The 25,521-nt window shown below is 54.7% G+C and carries 25 protein-coding genes; 15 read left to right on the top strand and 10 right to left on the bottom strand.

The genetic code is table 11. From position 1 onward, the window contains the following. The first annotated feature begins 8 nt into the window (after positions 1-8). Positions 9-1,103: an ABC transporter ATP-binding protein gene (locus tag ACIPDS_RS11170; protein ID WP_400735433.1), complete on the top strand. Its 1,095-nt coding sequence runs from the start codon at positions 9-11 to the stop codon at positions 1,101-1,103. A gap of 7 nt (positions 1,104-1,110) precedes the next feature. Further along, a complete protein-coding gene (locus ACIPDS_RS11175; RefSeq protein ID WP_400735617.1) occupies positions 1,111-2,253 on the top strand; it encodes an alginate lyase family protein in 1,143 nt (380 codons plus the stop codon). A gap of 156 nt (positions 2,254-2,409) precedes the next feature. On the opposite strand, the gene ACIPDS_RS11180 is transcribed toward ACIPDS_RS11175, so the two are convergent. Then, the gene (locus ACIPDS_RS11180; protein WP_166513664.1) at positions 2,410-2,754 is read right to left on the bottom strand and encodes a RidA family protein; all 345 of its coding nucleotides are present in this window, start codon (positions 2,752-2,754) and stop codon (positions 2,410-2,412) included. A 127-nt stretch (positions 2,755-2,881) separates the two neighbouring features. Here ACIPDS_RS11180 and ACIPDS_RS11185 point away from each other — a divergent pair, with 127 nt between their 5' ends. From ACIPDS_RS11185 to rnd, 5 genes are all read left to right on the top strand, one after another. After that, on the top strand, positions 2,882-4,792 hold the full coding sequence (locus ACIPDS_RS11185; RefSeq protein WP_166513665.1) for an ATP-dependent DNA helicase: 1,911 nt from the start codon (positions 2,882-2,884) through the stop codon (positions 4,790-4,792). Between the two features lie 67 nt (positions 4,793-4,859). Next, positions 4,860-5,555 (top strand): tRNA (adenosine(37)-N6)-threonylcarbamoyltransferase complex dimerization subunit type 1 TsaB, encoded by a 696-nt coding sequence (tsaB, locus tag ACIPDS_RS11190; RefSeq protein ID WP_400735436.1) that lies wholly within the window; start codon positions 4,860-4,862, stop codon positions 5,553-5,555. A gap of 45 nt (positions 5,556-5,600) precedes the next feature. Next, a complete protein-coding gene (locus tag ACIPDS_RS11195) occupies positions 5,601-6,182 on the top strand; it encodes a Slp family lipoprotein (protein ID WP_400735438.1) in 582 nt (193 codons plus the stop codon). A 206-nt stretch (positions 6,183-6,388) separates the two neighbouring features. Further along, positions 6,389-8,074, top strand: coding sequence for a long-chain-fatty-acid--CoA ligase FadD (gene fadD, locus ACIPDS_RS11200; protein WP_166513668.1), 1,686 nt, complete (start codon positions 6,389-6,391; stop codon positions 8,072-8,074). Between the two features lie 81 nt (positions 8,075-8,155). Next, positions 8,156-9,271 carry a ribonuclease D gene (gene rnd, locus ACIPDS_RS11205; protein ID WP_400735619.1) on the top strand — a complete coding sequence of 372 codons (1,116 nt, stop codon included), beginning with the start codon at positions 8,156-8,158 and terminating at the stop codon, positions 9,269-9,271. 412 nt (positions 9,272-9,683) lie between these two features. Here the strand turns inward: rnd and minE are convergent, their stop codons facing one another. The 3 genes from minE to minC are packed head-to-tail and all read right to left on the bottom strand — an operon-like array spanning position 9,684 to position 11,500. Continuing rightward, positions 9,684-9,953 carry a cell division topological specificity factor MinE gene (minE, locus tag ACIPDS_RS11210; RefSeq protein ID WP_062776232.1) on the bottom strand — a complete coding sequence of 90 codons (270 nt, stop codon included), beginning with the start codon at positions 9,951-9,953 and terminating at the stop codon, positions 9,684-9,686. Positions 9,954-9,956: 3 nt separating this feature from the next. After that, the gene (minD, locus tag ACIPDS_RS11215) at positions 9,957-10,769 is read right to left on the bottom strand and encodes a septum site-determining protein MinD (RefSeq protein WP_400735441.1); all 813 of its coding nucleotides are present in this window, start codon (positions 10,767-10,769) and stop codon (positions 9,957-9,959) included. Positions 10,770-10,792: 23 nt separating this feature from the next. Then, complete coding sequence (gene minC / locus ACIPDS_RS11220; protein ID WP_166514456.1) at positions 10,793-11,500, bottom strand: septum site-determining protein MinC; 708 nt, start codon at positions 11,498-11,500, stop codon at positions 10,793-10,795. 127 nt (positions 11,501-11,627) lie between these two features. Here minC and ACIPDS_RS11225 point away from each other — a divergent pair, with 127 nt between their 5' ends. From ACIPDS_RS11225 to ACIPDS_RS11240, 4 genes are all read left to right on the top strand, one after another. Then, entirely contained in the window at positions 11,628-11,909 is a 282-nt protein-coding gene (locus ACIPDS_RS11225) for a YcgL domain-containing protein (protein WP_166513670.1), read from the top strand. Between the two features lie 56 nt (positions 11,910-11,965). After that, a complete protein-coding gene (locus tag ACIPDS_RS11230; protein ID WP_400735444.1) occupies positions 11,966-12,625 on the top strand; it encodes a fumarylacetoacetate hydrolase family protein in 660 nt (219 codons plus the stop codon). 93 nt (positions 12,626-12,718) lie between these two features. After that, positions 12,719-13,165: a cysteine cluster protein YcgN gene (locus ACIPDS_RS11235; protein ID WP_400735446.1), complete on the top strand. Its 447-nt coding sequence runs from the start codon at positions 12,719-12,721 to the stop codon at positions 13,163-13,165. A gap of 77 nt (positions 13,166-13,242) precedes the next feature. Further along, positions 13,243-13,488 (top strand): hypothetical protein, encoded by a 246-nt coding sequence (locus ACIPDS_RS11240; protein WP_400735448.1) that lies wholly within the window; start codon positions 13,243-13,245, stop codon positions 13,486-13,488. Between the two features lie 63 nt (positions 13,489-13,551). On the opposite strand, the gene dsbB is transcribed toward ACIPDS_RS11240, so the two are convergent. Together dsbB and nhaB are read right to left on the bottom strand one after the other, a co-directional pair. Further along, a complete protein-coding gene (gene dsbB / locus ACIPDS_RS11245) occupies positions 13,552-14,082 on the bottom strand; it encodes a disulfide bond formation protein DsbB (RefSeq protein ID WP_400735450.1) in 531 nt (176 codons plus the stop codon). Between the two features lie 135 nt (positions 14,083-14,217). Next, the gene (gene nhaB / locus ACIPDS_RS11250) at positions 14,218-15,774 is read right to left on the bottom strand and encodes a Na(+)/H(+) antiporter NhaB (RefSeq protein WP_400735452.1); all 1,557 of its coding nucleotides are present in this window, start codon (positions 15,772-15,774) and stop codon (positions 14,218-14,220) included. A gap of 214 nt (positions 15,775-15,988) precedes the next feature. On the opposite strand from nhaB, the gene fadR reads away from it, so the two are divergent. Continuing rightward, a complete protein-coding gene (gene fadR / locus ACIPDS_RS11255) occupies positions 15,989-16,708 on the top strand; it encodes a fatty acid metabolism transcriptional regulator FadR (protein ID WP_166514457.1) in 720 nt (239 codons plus the stop codon). A gap of 290 nt (positions 16,709-16,998) precedes the next feature. On the opposite strand, the gene ACIPDS_RS11260 is transcribed toward fadR, so the two are convergent. Continuing rightward, the gene (locus ACIPDS_RS11260) at positions 16,999-18,531 is read right to left on the bottom strand and encodes a SpoVR family protein (RefSeq protein ID WP_166513676.1); all 1,533 of its coding nucleotides are present in this window, start codon (positions 18,529-18,531) and stop codon (positions 16,999-17,001) included. A gap of 320 nt (positions 18,532-18,851) precedes the next feature. On the opposite strand from ACIPDS_RS11260, the gene ACIPDS_RS11265 reads away from it, so the two are divergent. Beyond that, on the top strand, positions 18,852-20,150 hold the full coding sequence (locus tag ACIPDS_RS11265; protein ID WP_400735455.1) for a D-amino acid dehydrogenase: 1,299 nt from the start codon (positions 18,852-18,854) through the stop codon (positions 20,148-20,150). A gap of 9 nt (positions 20,151-20,159) precedes the next feature. Beyond that, positions 20,160-21,230, top strand: a complete 1,071-nt coding sequence (dadX, locus tag ACIPDS_RS11270) for a catabolic alanine racemase DadX (protein WP_400735457.1) — start codon at positions 20,160-20,162, stop codon at positions 21,228-21,230. 74 nt (positions 21,231-21,304) lie between these two features. Here dadX and ACIPDS_RS11275 read toward each other — a convergent pair whose 3' ends face one another. Next, complete coding sequence (locus ACIPDS_RS11275) at positions 21,305-23,038, bottom strand: potassium/proton antiporter (RefSeq protein WP_400735459.1); 1,734 nt, start codon at positions 23,036-23,038, stop codon at positions 21,305-21,307. A 94-nt stretch (positions 23,039-23,132) separates the two neighbouring features. Further along, on the bottom strand, positions 23,133-24,047 hold the full coding sequence (ldcA, locus tag ACIPDS_RS11280) for a muramoyltetrapeptide carboxypeptidase (protein WP_400735461.1): 915 nt from the start codon (positions 24,045-24,047) through the stop codon (positions 23,133-23,135). A 94-nt stretch (positions 24,048-24,141) separates the two neighbouring features. Between ldcA and emtA the strand changes: the two genes are divergently transcribed. Continuing rightward, positions 24,142-24,753, top strand: a complete 612-nt coding sequence (emtA, locus tag ACIPDS_RS11285; protein ID WP_400735463.1) for a membrane-bound lytic murein transglycosylase EmtA — start codon at positions 24,142-24,144, stop codon at positions 24,751-24,753. Here emtA and ACIPDS_RS11290 read toward each other — a convergent pair whose 3' ends face one another. Next, positions 24,754-25,485 (bottom strand): flagellar brake protein, encoded by a 732-nt coding sequence (locus tag ACIPDS_RS11290; protein WP_400735465.1) that lies wholly within the window; start codon positions 25,483-25,485, stop codon positions 24,754-24,756. It abuts the gene before it with no gap. Between the last annotated feature and the right edge of the window lie 36 nt (positions 25,486-25,521).

The following is a 25,521-nucleotide window of genomic DNA, read 5'->3' on the forward strand; positions in this document are numbered from 1 at the left end:
GGTTACCGATGGGATCTGTTGTATTGAATAACGTGCGCAAGTCATACGGTGATGCACACGTGATTAAAGATGTGTCGCTGACTATCCCGGACGGTGAATTTTGCGTTCTCGTCGGCCCCAGCGGCTGCGGTAAATCTACGCTGCTGCGCATGATTGCGGGGCTTGAGGAAATTTCCGGCGGTGAAGTGCACATTAACGAACGTAACGTCACTGAGGTTGAGCCGAAACTGCGCGATATCGCGATGGTGTTCCAGAGCTACGCGCTGTATCCGCAAATGACGGTACGCGAAAACATGGGCTTTGCCCTGAAGATGGCTAAATTACCGAAAGCGGAAATTAACCAGAAGGTCAACGAAGCGGCGGGGCTGCTAGGGCTGGAACCGTTGCTGGAGCGTCTGCCAAAAGATCTCTCCGGCGGCCAGCGCCAGCGTGTGGCGATGGGGCGGGCTATCGTGCGTAAACCGCAGGTATTCCTGTTCGACGAACCGTTATCGAACCTCGATGCCAAGCTGCGTACCCAGGTGCGCGGCGAAATCCGCGAGCTGCATCGCCGCCTGAAAACTACCTCGGTGTACGTGACTCACGATCAGATTGAAGCAATGACCATGGGGCAGATGATCGTCGTGCTGCGCGATGGATGCATTGAGCAGGCGGGAACGCCGCTTGAGCTGTACGACCAGCCGGCTAACCTGTTTGTCGCAGGATTTATCGGTTCGCCGGAAATCAATCAGCTACCGGGTGAGGTGGTATTGAGCGCAAACGCCACCAGCCTGCGCCTGAAAGATGGTTCGCTGCTGGCGCTGCCGCCCGGAATGCAGGTGAAAAACGGTCAACAGGTGGTGTATGCCATTCGCCCGGAGCAGGTGAACGTGGTGCATGAAGCCCGTGACGATGCGCTGGCGGCGAAAGTGACGGCGGTGGAGAATACCGGCTCGGATATGCAGCTGTTCTGCGATACCGGCGGCGGTGCCTTCACCTCGGTGTTCAAACAGCGTCTGCCGGTTAAAGAGGGTGACACCATCTGGCTGCAACCAAAACTCTCCGGCGTGCATTTGTTTGACGCGCAAAGCGGTCTGCGCGTGGCGTGTTTGGAGGAAGAATAAGGTGGCGATGAAGCTGTACACCCTTGATGAAACCTGTCTGGAAAATGCGCGCGCGGGGCTGAAGCAGCCCTTCTCCCCGCTACAGCTAGCGCTCAGCAAGCTGGTAGCGGAGGCGGATACGCTTAAGCGTGAGCCGCCGGAAAGCGTGGTGCATAAGAAGCTGCGTCCGGCGAGCGGCGACGCGCACGATTACTACAGCCTGGGCACCTACTGGTGGCCAAACCCACGGCGGCCCAACGGGCTGCCGTACATTCGCCGCGACGGGCATATCAACCCGCAGTGCGAAAACAACGACACCGATACCTCGCGTATTATCCGCATGTGCGAGCGCTGCCTGACGCTGGGGCTGGCGTGGTACTTCACCGGCCAGCGTCAGTATGCGCAGGCGGCGGCGGTGCAAATCCGCTGCTGGTTCCTCGATGGTGAGACGCGGATGAATCCGCATCTGAACTACGGTCAGGCGATCCCGGGAATTGTCTCCGGGCGCGGTACCGGGCTTATCGATACGCGGCTGTTGTGGATGGTGGTCGATACCATCGGGCTGATTAATGCCGCCAGCGTGCTGGATACTGACGACATTATCGGCCTGCATCAGTGGTTCCGCGATTTTAACCACTGGATGTACTACAGCGAAATCGGTCATTCCGAATATGTGTGGCACAACAACCACGGTACATGGTACGACGCGCAGCGCACGGTGAACGCGCTATTTTATGGCGATAAAGGGCTGGCGGCGCGCATCATCGAGCAGGGCATTACCCAGCGGATGGCGGCGCAAATCGACCAGGACGGTAAGCAGACGATGGAGCTGGAGCGCACCATTCCGTTCCACTACTCGCTGTTTAACCTGGAGGCGCATTTGCTTCTTAACCGCTACGCCGAGCACGTTGAGTTCGACCGCTGGAATACCATTCGCGACGGGCGCGGCGTAAAGCAGGGGATTGATTATCTGGTGCCGTTTGTGCGCGAACCCGACCTGTGGCCGTACAGCGATTTACAGGGGATCGTCTGGGATAGCGCGCTGCGGGTGTTGTTGCAGTCGGTGCGCGGGTATCCGAAACAGTCGGCAAGTTACCGTGATGCGCTGAAATGCTTGCCGCAGGAGACGTTGCAGCTAAAAGAACAGTTGATGTGGTGCCCGGGGTTATAACCCGGTGCATTCCCGGCGGCGCTACGCTTGGCCGGGCTACATATCAGCACATGTAGGCCTGATAAGCGTAGCGCCATCAGGCGTCAGGCGCACGTTGCCGGATGGCGGCGTGCCGCCTTATCCGGCCTACAGGGGCCAGTAGCCCGGGCGAGGCGTTTACACCGCCGCGATAATCTTAATCTCAACTTTATAACGCGGGTTCATCAGCTTCGCCTGCACCGTGCAGCGCACCGGCGCATGACCGGCCACCACCCACGCATCCCACGCTTTGTTCATGGCGGCGAAATCCTCGCCGTTCGGCAGGAAAATGGTGGCGTCGAGAATACGCGACTTGTTGCTGCCCTGTTTTTCCAGCACCGCATCAATCTGCGCCAGCGTATTCGCCGTCTGCTCAAAAGCGTCGGCGTCCAGGTTTTCCGGCACGCCGGTGTAGTACAACGTGTTGTTATGTATCACCACGTCAGACCAACGCGCTTCGGCATCAATACGTATAATTGTCATTTCATTTTCCTTTTAAGATCACGTAAACGCGCTAAGACTGCCACATTGTCGACGCGGCGTCACGACTTCGGCTGGCATAAGCGGGATTCGCCTGACATAATCACTGGGAATTTTTCCAGGGGGTAATGTGACCGACGATTTTGCAGCAGACGGCCAGCTTGCGCAGGCGATAACCGGCTTTAAACCGCGTGAACCGCAGCGCCAGATGGCGCACGCCGTCATGAAGGCGATTACAGACGGGCAACCGCTGGTGGTAGAAGCCGGAACGGGAACCGGTAAAACCTACGCCTACCTGGCGCCTGCGTTACGCGCAGGCAAAAAAGTGATCATCTCAACCGGCTCGAAGGCGTTGCAGGATCAGCTCTACAGTCGCGACTTGCCCACCGTCGCCAAAGCGTTAGCCTTTACCGGCAAAATGGCGTTACTCAAAGGACGCTCAAACTATCTGTGTCTGGAACGTCTGGAGCAGCAGGCGCTGGCGGGCGGTGACCTGCCGGTGCAGACGTTAAGTGACGTCATTATGCTGCGCAGCTGGGCCAACCACACAACGGATGGCGATATCAGCACCTGTGCGAGCGTAGCGGAAGACTCCCAGGCGTGGCCGCTGGTGACCAGCACCAATGACAACTGTCTGGGCAGCGACTGCCCGCTGTATCAGGATTGCTTTGTGGTCAAAGCGCGTAAAAAGGCGATGGACTCTGACGTGGTGGTGGTTAACCATCACCTGTTCCTTGCCGATATGGTGGTCAAAGAGGGCGGTTTTGGTGAGCTTATCCCCGAAGCTGAGGTGATGATCTTCGATGAAGCCCATCAGCTCCCGGACATCGCCAGCCAGTATTTCGGCCAGTCGCTCTCCAGCCGTCAGCTACTGGATCTGGCGAAAGATGTCACCATCGCGTATCGCACGGAAGTGAAAGATACCCAGCAGCTGCAAAAATGCGCCGACCGCCTGGCGCAGGCGACGCAGGATTTTCGCTTACAAGTTGGTGACCCCGGCTATCGCGGCAATCTGCGCGAATTGCTGGCGGATAATAACGTGCAACGCGCGCTACTGTTGCTCGATGATGCCCTCGAGCTTTGCTACGACGTGGCAAAACTCTCCCTCGGCCGCTCGGCTTTACTGGATGTCGCTTTCGAACGCGCCACCCTTTACCGCGCGCGGCTAAAGCGGTTAAAAGAGATCAACACGCCGGGATACAGCTACTGGTACGAATGCAACTCCCGCCACTTTACGCTGGCGCTCACGCCGCTGACGGTGGCCGATAAATTTAAAGAAGTGATGGCGGCAAAGCCGGGAAGCTGGATCTTTACCTCCGCCACGCTGTCGGTAAACGACGACCTCCATCACTTTACCGAACGACTAGGCATTGAATCAGCCGAGTCGATGTTACTGCCCAGCCCCTTTGACTACGCCACGCAAGCGCTGTTGTGCGTACCGCGTAACCTGCCATTGCCTAATCAGCCGGGCGCGGCGCGTCATTTAGCGGCGATGCTTCGTCCGCTGATTGAGGCGAACAACGGTCGCTGCTTTATGCTGTGCACCTCGCACGCCATGATGCGTGACCTGGCGGAACAGTTCCGCGCCACCATGACGCTGCCGGTTTTGCTGCAAGGGGAAACCAGTAAAGGCCAGCTGCTACAGCAATTTGTCAGCGCCGGTAACGCCTTACTGGTGGCAACCAGCAGCTTCTGGGAAGGGGTTGACGTGCGCGGCGACGCGTTGTCATTAGTGATTATCGACAAGCTGCCGTTCACCTCGCCGGACGACCCGCTGCTAAAAGCGCGCATGGAGGATTGCCGCCTGCGCGGTGGCGATCCGTTTGACGACGTGCAGCTCCCGGATGCGGTCATTACCCTTAAGCAGGGGGTGGGTCGTCTGATTCGTGACGTCACCGATCGCGGCGTACTGGTGATTTGCGACAACCGTCTGGTGATGCGTCCTTACGGCGCCACCTTCCTGGCGAGCCTGCCGCCCGCGCCGCGCACCCGTGACATTCGCCGTGCGGTACGTTTTTTGGCGGTGCCATCGGCGCGGTAATGTGCGTCGGAATGTGATAAGATGCGCGCCATTTTATTGATCCGTAACTGCGAGAGCGCGACTAATCATGCGAATTCTGGCCATCGACACCGCCACGGAAGCCTGTTCGGCTGCCCTGTGGAATGACGGTACTACCTGTGCTCACTTCGAGCTTTGTCCTCGGGAACACACCCAACGTATCCTGCCTATCGTGCAGGATATCCTCACCGAAGGCGGCGTTAGCCTGACCGATCTCGACGCGCTGGCGTTTGGCCGTGGGCCGGGCAGCTTTACCGGCGTGCGCATCGGTATTGGTATTGCACAGGGGCTGGCGCTGGGGGCCGAGCTGCCGATGATCGGTGTGTCGACGCTTGCCACCATGGCGCAAGGCGCATGGCGCAAGCAGGGCGCAACGCGCGTCCTCGCCGCTATCGATGCGCGAATGGGCGAGGTTTATTGGGCAGAATACCAGCGCGATGCGCAGGGTGTCTGGCAGGGCGAAGCCAGCGAAGCGGTAATGAAACCGGAAGCGGTACAGCAGCGCCTCACCGAGCTTGAAGGCGAATGGGCGATGGTTGGCACCGGCTGGGCCGCGTGGCCGGACATGGTGCAGGGCGCAAACGTCACGCTGACCGACGGTAACGTCACGTTACCTGAAGCCGAAGATATGTTGCCGATAGCTTGCCAACTGCTCGAACAGGGTAAAACGGTCGCCGTGGACAAAGCGGAGCCGGTTTATTTGCGAAATGAAGTTGCGTGGAAGAAACTTCCTGGCCGTGAATGAATCTCAGTAGATAGATACACAATTATTGAGAACAGGAGCAGCATCATGGCGGGTAATAAAAGGGTCTTTCGCGGGGCTATCGCTGGGCTTATTGCGCTCGCGTTAAGCGGCTGCGTCACCGTACCGGATGCCATTCAGGGTAGCAGCCCGACACCGCAGCAGGATTTGGTGCGCGTGATGTCTGCGCCGCAGTTGTACGTGGGCCAGGAGTCTCGCTTTGGCGGGACGGTCGTGGGAATTGAAAACCAGCAGGGCCATACTCGTCTGGAGATAGCCACCGTCCCACTGGACAGCGGCGCACGGCCAACGCTGGGTGAAGCTTCACGCGGGCGAATCTTTGCCGACATCAACGGCTTCCTCGATCCGGTTGATTTCCGTGGACAGCTGGTGACGGTCGTCGGCCCAATTGTCGGTACGCTGGAAGGCAAAGTGGGAGGGACGAAATACACCTTCCTGCACGTTCAGGCGACGGGCTACAAACGCTGGCATGTTGCCCAGCAGGTGGTCATGCCGCCACAGCCTATCGACCCGTGGGGCTTTGGCCCACATCCATGGCGCTACGGTTACGGCGGTTGGGGCTGGTATAACACCGGCCCCGCAGAGGTTCGTAACGTCGTCACGGAATAAAGTATGTTGTGATACAGACAAAAAGAAACAGCGGCTCGACCGCTGTTTCTTCTTTGTAATGGATATAAAAAAAATAAAGAGTGACGCGCTTCGCAACCTGAATTCTGAGTATTTTTCAAACTGGTACGCTGAGTTAATATTATGTTAATGAAAGTTTATCATTTGGGGTTGTGATGACGACGAATACGTATTTTAGAGGTGATGCTTTGAAAAAGGTTTGGCTCAACCGTTATCCTGCTGATGTTCCGGCAGAGATCAATCCTGACCGTTATCAATCCCTGGTAGAACTGTTTGAACAGGCGAGCACGCGCTATGCGGACCAGCCTGGCTTCGTCAATATGGGCGAGGTGATGACTTTCCGTAAACTTGAAGAACGCAGCCGTGCTTTCGCCGCCTATCTCCAGCAGGGCCTGGGGCTTAAACAGGGAGATCGCGTTGCCTTGATGATGCCTAACCTGTTGCAATACCCGGTGGCGCTATTTGGTATTTTGCGCGCGGGCATGATCGTTGTTAACGTCAACCCGCTGTATACCCCCCGCGAACTGGAGCATCAGCTTAACGATAGCGGCGCACAAGCGATCGTTATCGTCTCCAATTTTGCCCATACGCTGGAAAAAGTGGTCGATAAGACCTCGGTCAAGCATGTGATTCTCACGCGCATGGGCGATCAGCTCTCCACCGCCAAGGGCACGCTGGTGAACTTCGTGGTGAAATACATCAAACGGCTGGTGCCAAAATACCATCTGCCGGATGCCATCTCTTTTCGCCGCGCGCTGCACACGGGTTACCGCTTACAGTATGTGAAGCCGGTTGTGAAGGCGGAGGATATTGCCTTCCTGCAATATACCGGCGGCACCACGGGCGTGGCTAAAGGGGCGATGCTAAGCCACCGCAATATGCTTGCCAACCTTGAGCAGGTAAAAGCGACCTACGGGCCGCTGCTGCATGAAGGCAAAGAGGTCGTCATCACCGCGCTGCCGCTTTACCACATCTTCGCGCTGACCATGAACTGTCTGCTGTTTATCGAGTTGGGCGGCAAAAATATTCTTATCACCAACCCGCGTGATATCCCCGGGCTTGTGAAGGAGCTGGCGAAATATCCGTTTACAGCAATGACCGGCGTCAACACGCTGTTCAATGCGCTCCTTAATAACAAAGATTTCCAGCAGCTCGATTTTTCAACCCTGCATCTGTCTGCGGGCGGTGGGATGCCGGTGAACCAGTCGGTTGCCGATCGTTGGGTAAAACTCACCGGCCAGTATCTGCTAGAAGGCTATGGCCTGACCGAATGTGCGCCATTGGTCAGCGTCAACCCGCATGACATCGACTACCACAGCGGCAGCATTGGTCTGCCGGTGCCGTCAACCGAGGTGAAGCTGGTGGACGATGACGATAACGAAGTACCGCCCGGTGAACCGGGAGAGCTTTGCGTCAAGGGACCGCAGGTGATGGAAGGTTACTGGCAACGCCAGGACGCGACCGATGAAATCATCAAAGACGGCTGGCTGCATACCGGCGATATTGCGGTGATGGATGCCGAGGGCTTCCTGCGAATCGTTGACCGCAAAAAAGATATGATTCTGGTCTCCGGTTTCAACGTCTATCCTAATGAGATTGAAGACGTGGTGATGCAGCATTCCGGCGTCCTGGAAGTGGCGGCCGTCGGCGTGCCGTCCGGTAACAGCGGTGAAGCGGTGAAGATTTTTGTGGTGAAAAAAGACGCCGCGCTCACCGAAGAGGCGTTGATCACTTTCTGCCGTCGCCAGCTTACCGGTTACAAAGTCCCGAAACAGGTTGAATTCCGTGAAGAATTGCCGAAGTCCAATGTCGGCAAAATTTTACGTCGAGAATTACGTGACGAAGCCCGTGCCAAAGTGGACAATAAGGCATAAGTCACGAGTCATGATGCCCAACGCCAGCTCTGCTGGCGTTTTTTTTGGCGCAATATAAGAGAGTATGATTTGAACTATCAGATGATCACCACCAACGACGCGCTCAGCACCCTGTGCGACGCGGTTCGTCAAACTAACGCCGTGGCGCTGGATACCGAATTTGTCCGTACCCGTACCTACTATCCACAGCTGGGGCTCATTCAGCTGTTTGACGGTGAGCGCACGGCGCTGATTGATCCTCTGGATATTACCGACTGGTCGCCGCTCCAGGCGATTATGCAAGACCGCAATATCACTAAATTCCTGCATGCCGGAAGTGAAGATCTGGAAGTTTTCATGAACACCTTCGGCTCGATGCCGCAGCCGCTTATCGACACGCAGGTTCTGGCGGCTTTCTGCGGCCGTCCAATGTCCTGGGGTTTTGCCGCAATGGTGGCCGAATTTACCGGCGTTGAGCTGGATAAAAGCGAATCCCGCACCGACTGGCTGGCGCGCCCGTTGACCGCGCGCCAGTGCGAATACGCAGCCGCGGATGTGTGGTATCTGCTGCCGATTGCCCACAAACTGATGATAGAGACCGAGCAGACGGGACGTCTTGCCTGGGCACTTGATGAATGCCAGCTTATGCAGCAGCGCCGTCAGGAGATTGTCGACCCGAGTGATGCCTGGCGCGACATTACCAACGCCAGCCAACTGCGTACCCGTCAGTTAGCCTGTCTGCAGCTGTTAGCTGAATGGCGCTTGCGTAAGGCGCGTGATCGCGATATGGCGGTGAATTTTGTTGTTCGCGAAGAACACCTCTGGAGCGTTGCGCGCTATATGCCGGGTAGCCTGGGTGAGCTCGATAGCCTGGGGCTGTCTGGCAGTGAAATCCGCTTCCACGGTAAAACCTTGCTCAGTCTTGTCGAGAAAGCGCAGGCGCTTCCAGAAGAGGCGCTGCCGGAACCTCTGCTGAACCTGATGGATATGCCCGGTTATCGTAAAGCGTTTAAAGAGATTAAGGCGCTGGTGCAGGAAGTAGGGCAGGAGAGCGGAATGAGTGCTGAAATGCTGGCGTCACGCCGTCAGATTAACCAGTTGTTGAACTGGCATTGGCAATTAAAACCACGCACCACCGCACCGGAAATGATCTCCGGCTGGCGCGGCGAGCTGCTGGCGGGGCGTCTGGATAAGCTGTTAGCGCAATACCCGCGTTAAATCCCCGCATCCGGCAATGGTGCACTGAATCTGCCTGATGGCGCTCCGCTTATCAGGCCTACCGGCCTATGTAGCCCGGGCGAGCGCAAGCGATCCCAGGATGACACACTATCCGGCCACGCCGCCATCCGGCAATGGCGCGCTGAATCTGCCTGATGGCGCTTCGCTTATCAGGCCTACCGACCTATGTAGCCCGGGCGAGCGCAAGCGACCCCGTGATGACACACTATCCGTAGGCCGGGTAAGGCTACGCCGCCATCCGGCAATGGCGCGCTGAATCTGCCTGATGGCGCTTCGCTTATCAGGCCTACCGACCTATGTAGTCCGGGCGAGCGCAAGCGACCCCGGGATCACACCACCGTCGCAAAACAAAAAAGGCGCTATCATTAGCGCCTTTTCTTCACCACCAGAATCAGGATTTAGATTCTTCAGCTTCCGGTAGCGTGACGTTGAGTTCCAGAATCGAAATATCCCCGTCTTTTTGCTCTAACTGCACCGTGACCATTTCTGGGTCAATCTGTACATATCGACAGATCACTTCCAGAATGTCTTTCCTTAACTGCGGCAGATAGTGCGGTTCTGCATCACTGCGGCGGCGTTCCGCGACAATGATCTGCAGGCGTTCTTTAGCAATGTTGGCGGTTGCCTTTTTCCGTGAGAGAAAAAAGTCGAGTAATGCCATGAGTTATCCTCCGAACAGGCGTTTGAGGAAACCTTTCTTCTCTTCTTCAATGAAGCGGAAAGGACGTTCTTCTCCCAACAGACGATCTACCGTGTCAGCGTAGGCTTTGCCCGCGTCAGACGCCGCATCCAGGATGACCGGTTCGCCCTGGTTTGAAGCGCGCAGCACGGACTGATCTTCTGGAATCACGCCGACCAGTTTAATGCGCAGGATCTCCAGCACATCTTCCATGCTCAGCATATCGCCTTTGTTGACGCGGCCTGGGTTATAGCGCGTTAACAACAGGTGCTCTTTGATTGGCTCCTGACCATTTTCCGCGCGGCGTGATTTTGACGCCAGGATGCCAAGAATACGGTCGGAGTCACGTACGGACGACACTTCAGGGTTGGTGGTGATAATCGCTTCGTCGGCGAAATAGAGAGCCATCAGCGCGCCCGTTTCAATCCCCGCCGGGGAGTCACAGACCACGAAATCGAACTCCATTTTTTTCAGCTCATCGAGAACTTTCTCGACGCCTTCGCGAGTCAGCGCATCTTTATCGCGAGTCTGAGAAGCAGGAAGGATATAAAGATTGTCGGTGCGTTTATCTTTGATGAGTGCCTGATTCAGGGTGGCGTCACCCTGAATAACGTTAACGAAATCATAAACAACGCGACGTTCGCAACCCATGATCAGGTCAAGGTTACGCAGACCGATATCAAAATCAATAACGACCGTTTTCTTTCCCTTCTGCGCCAAACCAGTCGCGATGGCCGCGCTGGAGGTGGTTTTACCCACGCCCCCTTTACCTGAAGTCACAACAATAATGCGTGCCATAAAAATTCCTTGTTAAAAAGGGATTAATTTAACGGTTGAATAGTCAAAGCGGCTTCATCTAAATACAGACGCGCCGCTTTGCCATAAAATTCGGCTGGGATCTGGTCGCTCAGCCAATATTCCCCTGCGATAGAGACTAGCTCTGCGGCAAGGTGGGTACAAAATACTTGCGCTTCCCGGTCGCCGCTCGCACCCGCCAGAACGCGACCCCGCATCATGCCATACACATGAATGTTACCATCGGCGATAAGTTCCGCGCCTGCGCTTACGTGGCTTGTAACAATCAGATCACAGTTTGGCGCATAAATGCGCTGACCGGAACGTACCGGCGTATCAATCATTCGCGTTTTTGTGATCGAATTAACAGTTGGCTCAGGCTCAACGGGCAGCGGAACTTCAACGGGCTGTGCGCGAGCCACTTTTTCTTTACCTTCAGTAAGTAAAGGAAGACCGGACTGATCGATGGCAGCCTTAAATTGGGGGTTCTTACAGCCGCTGACGCCAACGATACGCAAACCCGCAGCCATAATCGCTTGCTGAATTGCGCGCCATTGGGTGAATTCCTCAAGGTGGCTGACGTTAACGACGACAGGGGCATGACGGAAAAAGGCCGGAGCTTGGGCAACCTTGTCTTCTAACGCCTGACGAATAACCTCGGGTTTTGCATCATGCAAATGAACCACTGATAAGGTGAAGCTACTGCCTTTAAGTTCGATTGGCGTGTTTGACATCCTGGCCTTACTCAATTTGCTATTTACCATCGCACCGCGCACGATGATATTCCGAAGACTGTCAGTCATGTTATAGTCACTAATATATTCAAGCAAGTAACCTCAGTCCTAATTCCGAGTATAAAGTATGTTTTGTGTGATTTATCGTAGTTCTAAGCGCGACCAGACCTATTTGTATGTCGAAAAAAGAGACGATTTCTCCCGCGTACCGGCAGAGCTTATGCAAGGCTTCGGTCAGCCGCAGCTGGCTATGGTGCTACCGCTGGACGGTCGCAAGAAACCGGTCAATGCCGATTGGGAAAAAGTGAAAAAGGCGCTGGTCGAGCAGGGATATTATTTGCAGATCCCGCCACCGCCCGAAAATTTGTTAAAACAGCATCTGGCCGCCGCGCAAAATAAAGGCGAGTAGCGAACTGACTTCCGGCCAATGTTTGTCCATGGTTGAACAACGAGTAAGGGAAAAGCATGTATCAGCATCATAACTGGCAGGGTGCTCTGCTGGATTACCCGGTAAGCAAAGTTGTCTGTGTTGGCAGTAATTATGCAAAACACATCCAGGAAATGGGCAGCGCCACGCCGGAAGAACCCGTTTTGTTTATTAAACCAGAAACGGCGCTGTGCGATTTACGTCAGCCGCTGATTCTGCCGCAGGGGCTTGGGTCGGTACACCATGAAGTTGAGCTGGCGGTGTTAATTGGCGCGACGTTGCGCCAGGCGACGCCGGATCACGTGCAGCAAGCCATTGCGGGCTACGGCGTGGCGCTCGATCTCACCTTGCGCGATGTGCAGGGCAAAATGAAAAAAGCCGGCCAGCCGTGGGAAAAGGCCAAAGGATTCGATAATTCATGTCCGATCTCCGGTTTTATCCCGGTGGCCGCGTTTGAAGGCGACCCGCAAAATACCACGCTCAGCCTGATGGTAAATGGCGATATTCGCCAGCAGGGCACCACGGCGGATATGATCCACAAAATCGTCCCGCTGATTGCCTATATGAGCCGCTTCTTTACCTTAAAACCGGGTGACGTGGTGCTCACCGGTACGCCAGAAGGCGTTGGCCCGCTGCACAGCGGTGATGAACTGGATGTCCAGTTTAACGGTTTGTCTCTCACTACCCGCGTACTGTAACCCCTTCTTGCCGCCTTTATCGGGCGGCAAAACTTGCATCCCTGTGCCAGACTGGTTATAAGGTGCAACCTGATTTTTGATGTGGACATCCTGATGAGCGAATTACCTTTCTGGCAGAGCAAAACCCTTGACGACATGACTGACGCCGAATGGGAGTCGCTGTGTGACGGCTGCGGGCAGTGTTGCTTGCACAAGCTGATGGATGAAGACACCGATGAAATCTATTTCACCAACGTTGCCTGTAAACAGCTGAACATCAAAACCTGTCAGTGCCGTAACTACGAGCGCCGTTTTGAATATGAACCGGACTGCATCAAGCTCACGCGTGACAATCTGCCAACCTTTGAATGGTTGCCGCATACCTGCGCCTACCGTTTGCTGGCGGAAGGGCAGCCGCTACCCCAGTGGCATCCGCTGATTGCCGGTTCCAAAGCCGCGATGCACGGCGAGCGTATTTCCGTGCGCCATATTGCGGTGAAAGAGTCCGAAGTGCACGATTGGCAGGATCATATTTTAAACAAACCCGAGTGGGCGGATTGATGCGTCACTGAGCATAGACGGTGGAAAATCCTTAGCCTCTAAATCATACTGAAACTTAATTTGCTGGTGGAGCACGTATGAATCAGGATTTTCAGGATATCAAGAATGAGTATGATAAATATGATCCCGAAACGGGTGAAGATATTGCTCAGGCTATGTACGACGCGCTTTCATTAAGACTGGCTGCCTATTTCTTTAATCAGGAAGATATTAATAAGCGACGGCTAATCATTAAGCTTGAAGAGGGTGAAAAGGAAGTGGGCACCCGTAAGAAATATGATTGGCTGGAGGCTTTTACACGGCACAAGCCACTGGGTCACTAAGGCACCAAAGCGGTAAGAATACCTGCCAGCGCCAAAGAATATGCCGCTGGCAGTTGAACATAATTAGCGGCCGAACAGGTCGCGTCTTTTCGGTTTGAACGGTTGGGCAATCAGCACCAGAAGCGCCACAATCAGATAGGCGGCGAATACGCCGACCAGCCATTGCGGCATCTCCAGCGATAAAAATTCCCACTGACGCACTGCGCAATCGCCGGAAGCGACAAACACCTGCGGCAGCCATTTATCCAGCGGCAGCCAGCTTGGGAAGCGGGCCATAAAGTCACAGGTCATAAACGGCGATGGATGCAATTGGATCATGGTGTGTTCCCACGCCAGTTGCAAACCGCGGAATGCGCTGTAAATCCAGATAACAATGGCGACATAACGCAGAGGACTTTTAGGCGCAATCGCACCCACTAAACCCGCCCCCATAATGCCAAACAGCGCACAACGCTCATAAATACACAGTACGCATGGCTTTAACAGCATCACATGCTGGAACCATAGTGCCACCAACTCAAGCGCAAAAGCGGTTAACGCCATTAATAACCAGGCACTGCGGCCACGTGAGCTCTGGTTTAAATATCGCAACATAATCATTTCCCTGGAACGAGCGTAGAAAACGCAGTGTAAACCAAAACGTTAGCCCTGCCATCTGGCTATACGTAATTATTCATAAATGGATAATTTATGCCCGGCCAAATTCGCCGGGCATGAATCGACTCAGAGTCAGGAGTGGGCCATAGCGGGTAGCGTCAGAAAACCGTGATTCATCATCCAGTCGACGGCTGGCTGAAGAGTGAACTCAACGCACACCAGGCCGACCAGCGTTAGCACGAGGGTGTAGGGCAGCGCCATCCACACCATTCGGCCATAAGAGAGACGGATTAACGGTGCCAGCGCAGAGGTCAGCAGGAACAGGAACGCGGCCTGACCGTTAGGGGTGGCAACCGAGGGGAGGTTGGTTCCGGTATTGATAGCGACCGCCAGCAGCTCAAACTGCGGCAGGCTAATCGCGCCGTTATCCAACGCCGCTTTCGCTTCATTAATATACACCGTACCGACAAACACGTTATCCGATATCGATGACAGCACGCCGTTAAACAGATAGAACAGCGAACGCTGCGCAAGAGGCGATGCCTGAAGGACGAAATCGATAATTGGGGCAAATAAATGCTGGTCGATAATCACCGCCACGACGGCGAAAAAGACCGTTAGCAGGGCGGTAAACGGTAACGCTTCGGTGAAGGCTTTGCCGATGGCATGTTCGTCGGTCACGCCGGTTAATGACGTGGCAAAAATAATCACAGACAAACCAATCAGGCCCACTTCCGCCAGATGCAGCGCCAGGGCCAGCACCAGCCAAACGCCAATGATCCCCTGAACGATAAGACGCAGGGTCTCCTGACGCGAACGCTGTTTGCGGCTGCGTTGGTCAAAGTCATGGAGGATCTTACGCACGGGCTCCGGCAATTCAGCGCCGTAACCAAAGGCTTTGCATTTTTCCAGCAGGAAGCAGGTCAGGATCCCACAAACGAAGACCGGCAGCGTCACCGGTGCCATACGCAGGAAGAATTCCCCGAAATGCCAGCCAGCGACTTTGGCGATAATCAGGTTCTGCGGTTCACCAACCATGGTCATCACGCCGCCAAGCGCAGTACCCACGCCCGCATGCATCATCAGGCTGCGTAAAAAGGCCCGGAACTGTTCGAGCACTTCACGGTTATGTTTGTCGATGTGGCTATCGTCGAGCATATCGTCATCGTCAGTTCTTGAGGTGACGACGCGATGGTAGATGCTGTAGAAACCCACCGCGACGCTGATAATGACCGCGACGACCGTCAGCGCGTCAAGGAAGGCGGAGAGGAACGCGGCGGCGAGACAAAAGGCCATCGACAGCAGCCGTTTACTGCGGATGTTAAGGAGCAGGCGGGTAAAGATGAACAGCAGCAGCTGTTTCATAAAATAGATGCCCGCGACCATAAAGATCAGCAGTAACAAGACTTCCAGGTTGGCGGCAATCTCATCGCGCACGTGGTTGGCTGACGTCATGCCGACAAAGACTGACTCTATCGCCAGCAGGCCACCCGGAATGAGTGGATAACATTTTAACGCCATCGCCAGGGTGAAAATGAACTCCACCACCAATAGCCACCCGGCGACAAAAGGATTAATTAAAAAGACTAACGGATTGATGATTAAGAAAATAATCAGCAGCAGTTTATACCAGTCTGGGGACTGACCAAGAAAGTTACGCCACAAGGCGCGACCGTAAGAGATTTCCATGACAATCGTCTTCCTCCTGAAAAGATGTCATTTTTTACCATTTATTCGCGGTGACTACCAGAAAACGCCCCGCAGGAAGATTTATTTCCTATATTAAAAATAAATGTAAAAAATGAAACGGCGATCCCTTTTTTATTAATACCCTGGCTATCTGCTGTATGTTGCCTCTGGTATGATGAGTGTAATTGCAACGCTGTGTAATGGAATTTTTACTATGGTCATTAAGGCGCAAAGCCCAGCGGGTTTCGCTGAAGAGTATATTGTTGAGAGCATCTGGAATAACCGTTTTCCCCCTGGCTCAATTCTCCCTGCTGAACGTGAACTCTCTGAACTGATTGGCGTCACTCGCACCACCTTACGTGAAGTGTTGCAACGTCTGGCGCGCGATGGTTGGTTGACCATTCAGCACGGTAAGCCCACTAAAGTAAACAATTTCTGGGAAACCTCCGGGTTGAATATCCTGGAAACGCTGGCGCGCCTCGATCACGATAGCGTGCCGCAGCTTATTGATAATCTGCTTTCTGTCCGCACCAATATCGCGACGATTTATATCCGTACCGCGTTCCGTCAGCACCCGGATAAAGCGCTGGAAGTTCTGGCGACCGCCCGCGAGGTGGAAGACTACGCTGACGCGTTTGCCGAGCTGGATTACAGTATTTTCCGTGGCCTGGCGTTTGCCTCTGGTAACCCGATCTACGGGCTGATTTTAAACGGCATGAAAGGGCTGTATACCCGACTGGGTCGCCATTACTTCTCAAGCCCCGAAGCGCGCAGCCTGGCACTGGGTTTCTATCACCGTCTTGCTGAGCTTTGTCAGCAGGGCGATCACGATAAGGTGTATGAGACGGTGCGCCGCTATGGTCATGAGAGTGGCGAAATCTGGCACGGTATGCAGAAAAATCTGCCGGGCGACCTGGCAATCCACGGCCGTTAATACCCTTGTAGCCCGGCCGAGCAACGCGACGCCGGGATTAGCACCGAGCTCACCCGGAGTCGGCGTCAACGCCTCGTCCGGGCTACCGATTATGTAGGCCGGATAAGGCAAAGCCGCCATCCCAAAGTCGGCGTCAACACCTCGTCCGGGCTACCGGTTATGTAGGCCGGATGAGGCGAAGCCGCCATCCCGGAGTCGGCGTCAACACCTCGTCCGGGCTACCGGTTATGTAGGCCGGATAAGGCGAAGCCGCCATCCGGCAATACCGCGCTCACATCCTCGAGCAGATATCAGAGCGCATTTGGCCGCGGTGGGCAGCGTTCCAGTAGCTCAACGCTACCGTCCGCATTCTGCTGCTCCAGATGTACATCAAATCCCCACAGACGATGCACGTGCTTTAACACCTCACGACGTCCTTTATCCAGCGGCGCGCGATTATGCGGGACATAGCGCAGCGTTAGCGAACGATCGCCACGCAAATCAACGTTCCACACCTGAATATTGGGCTCCAGATTGCTCAGGTTATATTGCGAAGAAAGCTGCGCCCGAATCTCCCGATAACCCTCTTCATTATGGATGGCCGATATTTCCAGATAGTTATGCTGATCGTCATCAAGCACGGTAAACAAACGGAAATCACGCATAATTTTTGGCGACAGGAACTGACTAATAAAGCTCTCGTCCTTAAAATCACGCATGGCGAAGTGGAGGGTGGTCAGCCAATCGGAACCGGCGATATCCGGGAACCAGTATTTATCCTCATCCGTCGGATTCTGACAAATGCGTTTAATATCCTGGAACATGGCAAAACCCAGCGCATAGGGGTTAATCCCACTGTACCAGGGGCTGTTATACGGCGGCTGGAATACCACGTTGGTATGGCTGTGCAGAAACTCCATCATAAAACGCTCGGTAACTTTACCTTCGTCGTACAGATGGTTGAGGATGGTATAGTGCCAGAACGTGGCCCACCCCTCGTTCATCACCTGGGTCTGCTTTTGCGGATAAAAATACTGGCTTACTTTACGCACAATGCGCAGGATCTCACGCTGCCACGGCTCCAGCAGCGGTGCGTTCTTCTCCATAAAGTACAGCAGGTTTTCCTGCGGCTCTGATGGATAACGGCGAGCAGACTCAACGGCTTTCTCCTCGTCGCGTTTTGGTAAGGTGCGCCACAAGGTGTTGACCTGGCTTTGCAAATACTCCTCACGGCTTTTCTGCCGCGCTTTCTCCTCCTGCAACGAAATCTTCTGCGGACGTTTGTAACGATCCACACCGTAGTTCATCAATGCGTGGCAGGAGTCGAGCAATCTTTCCACTTCATCAACGCCATAGCGCTCCTCGCAGTCGGTAATGTACTTACGTGCGAATAGCAGATAATCGACGATAGAACTGGCATCGGTCCAGCTGCGGAACAGGTAATTGTTTTTAAAGAAAGAGTTATGACCATAGCAGGCATGCGCCATAACCAGCGCCTGCATGGTGATGGTGTTCTCTTCCATCAGATAGGCGATACACGGATTGGAGTTGATCACTATCTCGTAAGCCAGCCCCTGCTGTCCGTGCTTATATTGGCGCTCGGTCTCAATAAACTTTTTGCCAAATGACCAGTGCGGATAGTTAATCGGCATCCCGACGCTGGAATAGGCATCCATCATCTGCTCGGAAGTAATGACCTCGATTTGATGCGGATAGGTGTCGAGTCGGTACAGCTTCGCCACCCGGTCAATTTCAGCCAGGTAGGTTTCCAGTAGCGAAAACGTCCAGTCGGGTCCATCGCTCAGACGAGTCGTGTCCTGATTCATCGAGTCAATCGTAGCCATTAGCGCGCCCTCATTGTTGGCGACCCTCTCTGTGCGGAGAGCCTCAAATAAAGAATAGAACACCGCAGAAAATCTGTAACAACCGCCATTTTTTTTCGACATGATTTATTCATATTACGGAGGAATATTTGCCGTGTTCGCAGGATTTTATGCTGACAAAAAATATCGGACAGCAGGAGATATCAATTTCTATCCCTCCCCGCCAAATGGGCGCTCTGTGACTTCAGTCACCATAAAAAAAGCGTATGTTGAATAATATTTTCATCTAGGTTATCAATTTGTAATTAGATGATTGTTCTTTTACTGATTCTGGAGTGGCTATGCACGTTGTCATACTGGGAAGTGGCGTAGTGGGCGTGACCAGCGCCTGGTATTTAAGTCAGGCAGGGCATCAGGTGACGGTGATTGACCGTGAAGCGGGACCGGCGCTCGAAACCAGCGCGGCTAACGCCGGGCAAATTTCGCCGGGTTATGCCGCGCCGTGGGCGGCACCGGGCGTACCGTTAAAAGCGATCAAATGGATGTTCCAGCGTCATGCGCCGTTGGCAATTCGACTGGATGGCACCGGTTTTCAGCTCAAATGGATGTGGCAGATGCTGCGAAACTGCGACACGCGCCACTATATGGAGAATAAAGGCCGCATGGTGCGCCTGGCGGAATACAGCCGTGACTGCCTGAAAACCCTGCGTGACACCACCGGAATCAGCTATGAAGGTCGCCAGGGCGGCACTTTACAGCTCTTTCGCACCGCGCAACAGTATGAGAACGCCACCCGTGACATCGCCGTTCTTGAGGATGCTGGCGTTCCGTATCAGCTGCTGGAAGCCTCACGTCTTGCTGAAGTGGAACCGGCGCTTGCCGACGTTGCCCACAAGTTGACCGGCGGGCTGCGCTTACCCAATGATGAAACCGGCGATTGCCAGCTCTTTACCCAACGACTGGCGAAAATGGCCGAGCAGGCGGGGGTACAGTTCCGCTTTAATACCCCGGTCGATAGCCTGATTGAAGACGGTGGGCGTATCGTTGGCGTGAAATGCGGCGATGAAGTGGTGAAAGCCGATGCTTACGTGATGGCCTTCGGCTCCTATTCTACGTCGATGCTCAAAGGGCTGGTGGACATTCCGGTCTATCCGTTAAAAGGCTACTCGTTGACCATTCCGATAGTCGAAGAGAGCGGTGCGCCGGTGTCGACCATCCTTGATGAAACGTACAAAATTGCCATTACCCGCTTTGATAATCGTATCCGCGTGGGAGGCATGGCTGAAATCGTCGGCTTCAACACCGAACTGTTGCAACCTCGCCGCGAAACGCTGGAGATGGTGGTGGGCGATTTATTCCCACGCGGTGGCAAGATTTCTGAGGCTACTTTCTGGACCGGGCTGCGTCCGATGACCCCTGATGGTACGCCGGTTGTCGGCAAGACGACTTTCAAAAACCTCTGGCTTAATACCGGACATGGCACGCTGGGCTGGACGATGTCCTGTGGTTCAGGACAACTGCTTAGCGACCTGATGTCTGGCAGAACGCCTGCTATCCCCTATGATGATCTTAGCGTTGCTCGCTATTCTCCGGGATTCACTCCGGCGCGCGCGCAGCATTTGCATGGCGCACATCAATAAGGAGAAGGCATGTCACGTCCCGTGCTCGCCAGCCTCGATTTACAGGCGTTACGTAATAATTTAGCGATTGTTCGCCGGGCGGCAGGTGGCGCCCGAATTTGGTCTGTGGTCAAGGCTAACGCCTATGGTCACGGATTGGATAGGGTGTGGAATGCCCTGCGCGAGACCGATGGTTTCGCGATGCTTAACCTGGAAGAGGCCATCTTGCTGCGGGAACGGGGCTGGAAGGGACCGATTTTACTGCTCGAAGGTTTTTTCCATGCCGATGAACTGGAGCTGTTTGATAAGTACCGTTTAACCACCAGCATCCACAGCAACTGGCAGCTTAAAGCGCTGCAAAATGCGCGGGTACATGCGCCGATAGATGTCTACGTCAAAGTGAACAGCGGCATGAACCGTCTGGGATTCGCCCCGGACAAGGTGAACAGCGTCTGGCAGCAGCTGCGGGGGATGAGTAACGTCGGCTCGATGACGCTGATGTCTCATTTTGCCGAGGCGGAAAACGCCGATGGCGTTGCGGCGCCAATGCGGCAAATTGAACAGGCTGCGGAAGGTCTGGACTGCCCGCGTTCGCTGGCAAACTCGGCCGCCACATTATGGCACCCGGAGACTCATTTTGACTGGGTGCGGCCGGGCATTGTGCTGTATGGCGCGTCGCCGTCCGGCCAGTGGCAGGATATCGCCAACAGCGGCCTGAAACCGGTGATGACGCTAAGCAGCGAGATTATTGGTATTCAGAATCTGAAACCGGGCGATGCGGTCGGTTACGGCAGCCGTTATCGGACGTCGCAAGAGCAGCGGATTGGCATCGTTGCCTGTGGCTATGCGGATGGTTATCCGCGCATTGCCGCCAATGGAACGCCGATCCTGGTCGACGGTATTCGCACCGGCACCGTCGGCGCCATTTCCATGGATATGCTGGCCGTGGATTTAACGCCATGCCCCCACGCCGGTATTGGCACACCGGTTGAGCTGTGGGGTAAGGAGATTAAAATTGATGAGGTGGCCGCAAGCGCCGGGACTATCGGTTATGAATTGATGTGTGCCGTAGCGCCGCGTGTACCAGTTGTGACGGTGTAACATATTGCCCGGTGGCGTGAGCTTACCGGGCCTACTACAGGCCGGATAAGCTTGCGCCATCCGGCAACCTCAGACTACTCGACTTCTTCTTCCGCCACGCGCACGCCGACTTTCAGCACCTGATTTTCTTCTTTCTCAGCGACCGTCCACACCATTCCGGCAAACTCTACCTGGTCACCGACCACCGGCGTTGCGCCTAACAGATGTTCAACAAGATCGCCCAGCGACTGCTGGTTATCGCGGAACTCTTCGCCACCGTCCAGCCCGTATATCAGCGCCACGTCGGCAAATTTTGCTTCCGCTTCCAGAATAAAATCGCCGAAGAAACTTTGGTCCAACGCCACCGGCGGAGACTGGCTAAACATTTTTCCCAGCGACGGCAGGTCACGCTCGCGACCAATAACGCACAGGATATCGTTTTCGCGCAGACGCGTGCTGCCGGTGGGATGCAGCAGCACATTATCGCGGAACAACGCGGCAATGCGTGTTTCCTGCGGCATATGCAGGTCGCGAAGCGCTGCGCCCACGCACCATTTATCGGCGCTCAACTGATACACAAACTGCTCCCACGGATTATCGGGGTGAATATCCAACCCGACGCGAGAAATCGGCCAGCCGACCGGTGGCACCACGACCCGCGCTTTTTTCGCCGCCCAGCCAAGCGAGGTGCCCTGTAACAGCAAAGAAACCAGCACCACAAAGAAGGCCACGTTAAAGAACAGTCGCGCATTTTCAAGCCCGGCCATCATCGGGAAGACGGCGAGGATGATCGGCACCGCGCCGCGCAGCCCCACCCAACTGATAAATGTCCGCTCGCGGAGATTAAAGCCGCGAAACGGCAGCAGCCCGGCGAATACGGACAGCGGACGGGCGATAAAGATCATCCACATTGAAAGCAGCAGCGCCGGAATGGCAATGGGCAGCAGATCCGACGGCGTCACCAGCAGCCCCAGCACGAGGAACATAGCGATTTGCGCAAGCCACGCCAGCCCATCGAAGTTTTGCAGAATGCCAAAGCGGTTGCGAATGGGGCGATTGCCAAGCAGGAAGCCGCACAGGTATACCGCCAGAATACCGCTACCATCAAGCGTGGTGGTGACGGCGAAAATCATGATCCCGCCGCTCAATGCCAGCAGCGGATAAAGACCCGCGGGTAGCGAGATGCGGTTTATCATTTGCAGCAGCAGATAACCGCCGCCGAGGCCGATGACAATGCCTAATCCAAACTGTTGAATAATGTGTACGAGGAACATCCAGCTCAGCCCGGTTTCGTGCTGTTGGATCATCTCAATTAACGTGATGGTCAGAAATACCGCCATCGGATCGTTGCTACCGGACTCAATTTCGAGCGTTGAACCGACACGTTCATTAAGCCCTTTACCGCCCAATAGCGAAAAGACCGCGGCGGCGTCCGTTGAGCCAACAATCGCGCCAATCAACATGCCTTCCATGATGTCCAGCTTAAAAAGCCAGGCCGCCATCATCCCCGTTAACCCGGAGGTAATCAGCACGCCAACGGTGGCTAACGACAGCGCCGGGCCAAGAGCGACGCGAAAGGAACTGGCCTGGGTACGCATACCACCATCAAGCAGGATCACCGCCAGCGCGAGGTTACTGACCATGTAGGCGAAAGGGTAGTTATCGAAGGGAATACCGCCGATGCCATCGACCCCTGCCAGCATGCCTATGGCTAAAAAAATCACCAGAATCGGGATGCCGAGGCGAGAAGAAAATGAGCTTAATAGAATACTGCAGGTTACTAAGACCGAACCCAAAATAAAAAGACTAATGACTGCCGTGGCGTCCAATGTTCACGCACTCCCCGTAACGGACTAACTCGTGACAAAACGTTACCATAGTTAGCACATAAACATTGGATTAATAAGCAGCAACAATCGTTTTTTATTCGTTTATTACCGGGTGACCGCTCAGGGTTAACGTTGAATGCGCAACCTGATGGGTAAGCCGCGCTTTTGCGCCCAGCGCCAGCGTGACGGTGCGCTGTTCATGGCCGAAATCCAGACCGCTTATGACCGGGATCGACAGCCGCGAACGCAGGTAATCATACATGGTATTAAGACAGTAACCGGCATCATAGTCATTCGTTTGCGCGCCGCTAAAGCTGCCCAATACGATGGCGCGCTGGCGTGGCAAAATGCCAGCGTGCAGCAGCTGTAGCAGCATCCGTTCCACGCGGAACGGATGTTCGTTAATGTCTTCGAGCACCAGAATGCCGCCCTCAATCTCAGGCATCCACGGAGTACCGATAAGAGAGTTGATCATCGCCAGATTGCCGCCCCACAGCGTACCTTCCGCGACGCAATCCGGCCCGTCCCCCTTCCATTCGACGGTGTAGGTGGCGTTTCGTAGCGCGCGCCAGAAGTGTTCTTCGGTAAAACTATCGAGCGTTGGCGCACCGAAATTCCCCGCGAGCATTGGGCCGCTAAAGGTGATCACGTTACCTTTGGCTAAAAGCCCAAACTGGATGGCGGTGAAATCGCTGTGACCGCAAATTAACAGCGGATCGTGTTGCTGACGCGCGATAAGCGCTGACCAATCGATATCCGCCAGCAGACGGCTTGCACCGTAACCGCCACGCACCGGCATCACAATCTGGTTTTTGCCGCTAAGCAAAGCCAGGTCATTAATATCGGCCAGCCTTTCAGCCTCACTGCCGGCAAATCGCTGATGGCGGCGTTGAATAATGTTGGTCTGGGTTACCTGATGTCCTGCCTCTTCTAATCGCGCGACGCCTAGACGCGCGGCCGTTTGGTTGATGCAGTAGCCGGAAGGGGCGATGAGATGAAACGAAGACATGGCATTTCCTTGCTGATAATGAAACGGGTATCATGCCGCCTGAGCCGGTGGTTGTCATTAGCAGCAGCAAAAGTTCAGCTAAAAGGATAGAAGCGTGAAATTGAGATGGTTTGCTTTTTTAATTGTATTGCTTGCAGGGTGTAGCTCTAAATCGGATTACCGCGATCCGCCGTGGAACCCAGAGGTTCCGGTGAAGCGTGCGATGCAGTGGATGCCTATTTCTGAAAAAGCCGGTACGGCATGGGGAGTCAGTCCGCGTCTTATCACCGCCATTATTGCCGTTGAATCCGGCGGTAACCCGAACCTTGTCAGCAAATCTAACGCGGTAGGGTTGATGCAGTTAAAAGCCTCAACATCCGGGCTGGATGTATATCGTCATATGGGCTGGAGCGGACAACCCTCCACCAGTGAGCTGAAAAACCCGGAGCGTAATATTTCCATGGGGGCCGCTTACCTGAGCATTCTGGAACACGGATCGCTTGCGGGAATTAACGATCCTGAGGTGATGCAATATGCGCTGATGGTCTCCTATGCAAACGGAGCGGGGGCGCTGTTACGAACCTTCTCATCAAATCGGAAAAAGGCGATAGAAGAGATTAACGATCTGGACGCGGATGAGTTCTTCGACCATGTGGTGAGAAATCATCCCGCACCTCAGGCTCCGCGCTATATCTGGAAAGTGAAGAAAGCGATGGACGCGATGTAATCAGCGGACATTATTCGCCCGTTCCCGCGCCTCACGCTCCAGCGAGAAAATAATTCGCTGGAGCGTGCGCTCAAGCACCGGATTCATATGCAGAAAACGAAAGCTTAGACGCGGAGTGGCAATCGTTTCGCCTTTACTATCCACCACTTTACGCTCGCTAATGGCGAGTAGCTCAACATCGCAGCGAAATCTTCCCCATTGCCCCATATCAAGCTCAATCTCTTTAAGCTGTAAACCCGGCACCAGGCTTTCTGCCGGCGGGGCATCCAGCAGCGCGCCCATACCGCCTAAAGATAAATCAAACAGCCGGAAGCGCAGCGTGCTTTTATCTGCCAGCGTGGCTTTGCCAAAATAGGGGGGATGCAGCGGCGCGGAAATGCGGAAATATTCGCGGCGCTGGATGCACCATACCGCGGGCGGTGTGGGCATCACAAAGGCGGGCAGACCTTGATAATTCTCGATCTGCATGTGCGGCACCGTAAACTCAATTTTTGCGCCGTTCGTCTCGGCGACCATAGCGATATTCCTCGCCGTTACCGCCGCGTTGTTATCATCTTCACGGCTACCAAAGTCGATAACCAGACGCTGCTGGGTCACTTCCAGAATACGGCTAATAAACTGCCTCGATGCCCAACTCACGCGCAGTGCCGCGTTATTGTGTTGCAGATCGCGAAGGACATTTAATACCGCTAACGGATTTTGCTTAAGAAATTGTGCGTTGTGCTCACTCACCGGCAAGGGCTCCAGAATGGCAGATTCTTAAATCAC

Source organism: Kluyvera sp. NPDC087067, from assembly GCF_044745165.1.
In the GTDB taxonomy this organism is placed as follows: Bacteria; Pseudomonadota; Gammaproteobacteria; order Enterobacterales; family Enterobacteriaceae; genus Kluyvera.

Coding starts and splice junctions, on each gene's coding strand:
- ACIPDS_RS11170 (WP_400735433.1), top strand. CDS start 9: ATGGGATCTGTTGTATTGAATAACGTGCGCAAGTCATACGGTGATGCA.
- ACIPDS_RS11175 (WP_400735617.1), top strand. CDS start 1,111: ATGAAGCTGTACACCCTTGATGAAACCTGTCTGGAAAATGCGCGCGCG.
- ACIPDS_RS11180 (WP_166513664.1), bottom strand. CDS start 2,754: ATGACAATTATACGTATTGATGCCGAAGCGCGTTGGTCTGACGTGGTG.
- tsaB (WP_400735436.1), top strand. CDS start 4,860: ATGCGAATTCTGGCCATCGACACCGCCACGGAAGCCTGTTCGGCTGCC.
- ACIPDS_RS11195 (WP_400735438.1), top strand. CDS start 5,601: ATGGCGGGTAATAAAAGGGTCTTTCGCGGGGCTATCGCTGGGCTTATT.
- rnd (WP_400735619.1), top strand. CDS start 8,156: ATGATCACCACCAACGACGCGCTCAGCACCCTGTGCGACGCGGTTCGT.
- minE (WP_062776232.1), bottom strand. CDS start 9,953: ATGGCATTACTCGACTTTTTTCTCTCACGGAAAAAGGCAACCGCCAAC.
- minD (WP_400735441.1), bottom strand. CDS start 10,769: ATGGCACGCATTATTGTTGTGACTTCAGGTAAAGGGGGCGTGGGTAAA.
- minC (WP_166514456.1), bottom strand. CDS start 11,500: ATGTCAAACACGCCAATCGAACTTAAAGGCAGTAGCTTCACCTTATCA.
- ACIPDS_RS11225 (WP_166513670.1), top strand. CDS start 11,628: ATGTTTTGTGTGATTTATCGTAGTTCTAAGCGCGACCAGACCTATTTG.
- ACIPDS_RS11230 (WP_400735444.1), top strand. CDS start 11,966: ATGTATCAGCATCATAACTGGCAGGGTGCTCTGCTGGATTACCCGGTA.
- ACIPDS_RS11235 (WP_400735446.1), top strand. CDS start 12,719: ATGAGCGAATTACCTTTCTGGCAGAGCAAAACCCTTGACGACATGACT.
- ACIPDS_RS11240 (WP_400735448.1), top strand. CDS start 13,243: ATGAATCAGGATTTTCAGGATATCAAGAATGAGTATGATAAATATGAT.
- dsbB (WP_400735450.1), bottom strand. CDS start 14,082: ATGTTGCGATATTTAAACCAGAGCTCACGTGGCCGCAGTGCCTGGTTA.
- nhaB (WP_400735452.1), bottom strand. CDS start 15,774: ATGGAAATCTCTTACGGTCGCGCCTTGTGGCGTAACTTTCTTGGTCAG.
- fadR (WP_166514457.1), top strand. CDS start 15,989: ATGGTCATTAAGGCGCAAAGCCCAGCGGGTTTCGCTGAAGAGTATATT.
- ACIPDS_RS11260 (WP_166513676.1), bottom strand. CDS start 18,531: ATGGCTACGATTGACTCGATGAATCAGGACACGACTCGTCTGAGCGAT.
- ACIPDS_RS11265 (WP_400735455.1), top strand. CDS start 18,852: ATGCACGTTGTCATACTGGGAAGTGGCGTAGTGGGCGTGACCAGCGCC.
- dadX (WP_400735457.1), top strand. CDS start 20,160: ATGTCACGTCCCGTGCTCGCCAGCCTCGATTTACAGGCGTTACGTAAT.
- ldcA (WP_400735461.1), bottom strand. CDS start 24,047: ATGTCTTCGTTTCATCTCATCGCCCCTTCCGGCTACTGCATCAACCAA.